General features: G+C 60.9%; 3 protein-coding genes and 2 pseudogenes. All 5 read left to right on the forward strand.

Going from position 1 to position 4435, the window contains the following annotated elements:
• Positions 1-117: 117 nt before the first annotated feature.
• Positions 118-387 (forward strand): annotated as a pseudogene (locus tag H7U20_RS30960) (type VI lipase adapter Tla3 domain-containing protein); the annotation flags it as partial.
• 72 nt (positions 388-459) lie between these two features.
• On the forward strand, positions 460-1440 hold the full coding sequence (locus tag H7U20_RS19410) for a hypothetical protein (protein ID WP_370593194.1): 981 nt from the start codon (positions 460-462) through the stop codon (positions 1438-1440).
• A gap of 12 nt (positions 1441-1452) precedes the next feature.
• Positions 1453-1719, forward strand: coding sequence for a PAAR domain-containing protein (locus tag H7U20_RS19415; RefSeq protein WP_199760798.1), 267 nt, complete (start codon positions 1453-1455; stop codon positions 1717-1719).
• A 40-nt stretch (positions 1720-1759) separates the two neighbouring features.
• Positions 1760-3628: a T6SS effector phospholipase Tle3 domain-containing protein gene (locus H7U20_RS19420; RefSeq protein ID WP_458351871.1), complete on the forward strand. Its 1869-nt coding sequence runs from the start codon at positions 1760-1762 to the stop codon at positions 3626-3628.
• Positions 3629-3707: 79 nt separating this feature from the next.
• Positions 3708-4435, forward strand: a pseudogene (locus H7U20_RS19425) (IS3 family transposase); the annotation flags it as partial.

Consider the following 4435-nt stretch of genomic DNA (forward strand, 5'->3'; position numbering starts at 1 on the left):
TCAGCATTGGGCAATCTGTCGCCCACCGTCTACGAACGGAAAATGGCAGCACGCCAACCTATCGTCGTGTCCGAAATTACTTGACCACAGCAGGACGGTCTAGGCGGAAAGAGAGTCGACGACGCCTTGCGGAACAGTTTCGCTCATACGCCGATGTATTGGGGCGTTCCATCATTTTTTGCAACCAGCCCAGATCCAGAATCGGCCAATCCTCCTGCCGACGATCCTATTACTGGCGCTATTTCGGGCGCGAACCTTGGGTTCCACTTATTTGTCACCGCACCATGGATGCTGGCGGAGCGACCGGACCGGATTCTGGAGGAGATATTTACGTTCTTCGATGCACATCCGGACGTTCCCTACGTGGTTTTTACCGCTATCGATGGCATGGGAATGCGCGATTCGGCGCGGCCCCCTGATACACCGCGGTTATTAAAGGACGGCTACTACGTCACGGAGATGCCCGACGCCTCTGCCGTGTTCGTGCTGGCGCGGCGTGAGCGCGTCGAACCGTTGCGGAAGTTCGTTTGGGATGACCCGGACGACGATTTCTTACATGAAAAATTACGCTGGATGTACGGGACGCTAAGAGAAGACCTGCCGCAACCGGGCCGGAAGACATCCAGCCGCACAGCCAAAGAAATCGGCGCGGATTCATCGCACCGTGAAATTTCGGATCGTGTCGTTCGAACACCGTCCGTCAGCGAATGGTTGGAAGCGAGTGCCGCGTTCGCCAAGCGCCACGACGTCGTGAATCAGGGCACGTTATCCAACCTCGCCCACCATGTCGACCACCCGATCAACCGCCCGCCGCGCGGCTGGAAGCCAACACCGTGGTTCCCCATCCCCTGGACCAAGGAGCAGTTGCGCACCTTCGACAGCCTGCCCAGTCTGGGCTACGTCCACCGGCCGACCTTCGTCAAAATGACGGACGAGCACGGCAAACCGCTGGAGCGCCGCGACGCCCGCCAGCAAGCGCTGCTGGCTGGGTGGCGGCAGGCTCTGCAAAACCTGCCCGAGGCCGAGCGCAGCAAGGCACCGGCCCGCATCATCGCCGGAACCGGTGGCAACACCGAGCAGACCATCGCGCTGCATCACGTTTTGAACGACCACGCGGCGCATGGCGGCCACGAAATAGACTCCGGTAAATCCACCCAGTACATCGACACCGACCACCGCCTCGGCAACACGGGCGCCGCGACCTTCTTCGTGCAGATGGCGATCGGCGTGATGGGCAGCTATATCGACGGCGGCGTCAGCGCGGCCGTCAACCTGCGCGATCGGGGCGAGGCGAGCATCATTTTCATCAGCCCGCCGTCGGACGAGAAGCGCCAAGCCCAGGCCGAGCGCGATGTGTTCCAGCATCGCGCCACGCAAGCCATCGATCCGGTCAATTACCAAGACCCTGTCATTCCTGCCGTTACTGCGGCAAGCCACTGAAAAGGAATCATCATGCCAAAAGTCATACGTTTAGGCGACCCAACCTCACACGGCGGCAAGGTGCTGGAAAGCGGCGCGCCCCATTTCACGGTCGGCGACATCGCAGTCATCCTGGTGGGCGACCAGTGCATTTGTCCCATTCCCGGCCACAGCAACTGCCGGGTGGCTGAAGGCGACCCCAACCATACGATTGACGGCAAGGCGGTTGCCTATCAAGGCCACAAAACGACCTGCGGCGCGGCATTGATCTCGACCGTGGCAAATTTCTATACCGAATGATGACGATACGCATTGGCGGCACCATCGCCGTGCTCCAAATCTGCAGGGGGGCCACGGCAACGCCACCAGTTCCCTGCCGGACATGTGGAACCGGGGCTTCGGTTCGCCGGGCGATATCGGCGGCGACGCGCTGCGTCCGCTGGTCGACGGCCCGGGGCGCTTGTACATGGTGCTGGCGGCGTCGCGCCTCGCCGCCCTCATTTCGATGATACGCGACTACCACGAAGACGAAACGGTGACGGTGGTTGCGCACAGCCAGGGCTGCATGCTGACCTTGCTGGCCCAGGCCATGCTGGCGGAAAAAGGGCTGAGGCCGGCGGATACGCTGGTCCTGACCCATCCACCGTACAGCCTGGTGGACACGGTGCAGAGTTCCGTAACAAAGGGCGCTCGGTATTTGACGGGCGGTGTGGACGAAGCGATGAGGCCGCACTACGCCGCCATCGACGGCATGCAATCGCTGCATGCCCGCTTGCAAACGCTGGTCAACATCGTGCGCCGCGTCGTCGAGCGTAAACCGTCGGCCGGCGAACCGAAGTTTGCCACGCTGGCCGAGCACAAACTGCACGACGGCATCGTCGGCGGCCTGTGGAAGGCCGAACTCGACCGCGACAACCGGGGCAAGGTCTACCTCTACTTTTGCCCGCAGGACATGACCGTCGCGCTGGACAATATCCAGGGCATAGGCTGGCAGGGCGTGCCTGACTTTATCGAAGGCACGCAATGGGCCATGGCGCCCGAAAAAATCTACGACCCCCGGTCCGGCGGCTTCGTACCGACCGGACGCCAAACGCTGCAAGCGGCCAAGACGACACGCCAGGCATTGAACGAGTTGGGCAGAGGATTTTATCAACGGGTGTTTACCAGCAAGCTGCGCACAGCGCCCACCACCGACGCGCGCGGGCCGGTGTTGGTGGGTTCGGCTCCTCCCTATGATTATCTCTTGCGGCTCAAGGGCGAGGACGATCATGCGCATGTGGAGGAGTCCGGACGCGCGTTGCGTGCGCATTTCCCGGTGGCGACCTGGCCGGCGTATTCGAGGGCCAAGCCCGCAGAGCAGCGCAACGGCATCCGCACGATCACCGGCGAAGCGTTGCGCGTGCCGGTCGAGGCTGTGCTCAGCGGTGCCGCCGAGACGGCGCCCCAAAACGTCCCGCCAAATTCCGCGCACGCCAAGCGCAAGCTTGAAGACCGTGGCCCTTGCGAGGACGTCGATCCGCTCGATGCGGCGATCGCCGTGACCAGCGACGTCGGTATGCGCACCGGGTTCGAGGAACGTCCCGATCCGCGCGCGGGCCAGGAGACGTTCGATAACGACACGCAAGATAAACGCAGCGAGCCGGTTTCGCGACATGAGATCGACAAAATGACCCGGGCGTACAACGAGGAAAAAGGCCGCCAGGGAGACGATCAGCGCACGATTCTCAACGCGTCCTACATCGGCGATAAATTCATTGCGACGGTGGAGGAAAGTCCCAACGAGGGACGGTTGCGCTGGCAGCACGGACTGAGCGCCAAGTCCTTCCACGGCGCCATCATCGGCAACAAGGAAAACCACAAGCGGGTCACCGCCTACGACATCGCCATCGGCAGGGGGCGGGCGGCGACCGATCCGATGTTTTATGCCTATCTGTGCGCGGTGGCGGATTGGCGGTTGAGGAAGCCGAGTGCCACTTTTACTCAGCGTCCTGGGATTCTAACGTGGGATAAATTCCTATTGCAACACAACGAGCATTGGGGTGTCGAGATTCCGTGGCGACGAGAGCTGATTGAGGGAAATTCCAACTATTACAGCACAGGTGAGTTACCGCCCTGCGTTCCTCTGTTGACCGGGGCACTATGGGAAATCGTCATCGCCGAAACCGTGGGCGGAAATCGCGTAGATAAAAACAAAAAGGCCAAATCATGAGCGCCGAACACTCTGTCTATAGTGGATCCCGAATTTGAGACGATGGTTTAAGCTGTGGTCCGTGAAAGGATGACAGCAAATGAGTGAAGGAAAAAAACGGCGAGTGCACACGGCGGAGTTCAAGGGTAAGGTGGGCCTTGAGGCGGTGCGCGGAGTGAAGACGGTGACGGAAATCGCGCAGGAGTACGGCGTGCATCCAGTACTGGTTGGCCAATGGAAGAAGGAAATCCTGGACAACGCGGCAGCCTTGTTTGATGCCAAGCGTGGCCCCAAGCCAGTCGATGAAAGCAGCCCCGAAGACAAGCTGTATGGCGAGATCGGGCGGCTGAAGATGCAGGTCGATTGGCTCAAAAAAAAGCTAGGGGAATGACTCAGACCGAGCGCTCGCAATGGATTGAGCGCGGCGACGAGGTGCCGTTGGCGATGCAGTGCGAGCTGGCGGGTGTGCCGCGCTCTTCGGTCTATCGGCGAATGGATGCTGCGTGCCGGGGCCAACTCGAAGACGCGGAGGAGCTCAAGCTGCGGGAGCTGATTGATGAAGAGTACACCAGCCACCCGTTTTACGGCAGCCGGCGGATGGTGGTGTTTTTGCGAAACGGCGGTCATGTCGTCAATCGCAAGCGCGTGCAGCGCCTGATGCGCCATATGGGCTTGGCAGGCATGGCGCCGGGACCGAACACGAGCAAGGCGCATCCTCAGCACAAGGTCTATCCATACCTGTTGCGGGGCGTTCCGGTGACGCGGCCGAATCAAGTGTGGTCGACAGATATCACCTATATTCGGCTGGCGCGCGGTTTTGCTTACCTG

It is taken from the genome of Rugamonas violacea, from assembly GCF_016461825.1.
GTDB lineage: Bacteria > Pseudomonadota > Gammaproteobacteria > Burkholderiales > Burkholderiaceae_D > Rugamonas.

Excerpts from the sequence above, each read along its gene's own strand:
- H7U20_RS19410 (WP_370593194.1), top strand. The coding sequence starts at position 460 with ATGCCCGACGCCTCTGCCGTGTTCGTGCTGGCGCGGCGTGAGCGCGTC.
- H7U20_RS19415 (WP_199760798.1), top strand. The coding sequence starts at position 1,453 with ATGCCAAAAGTCATACGTTTAGGCGACCCAACCTCACACGGCGGCAAG.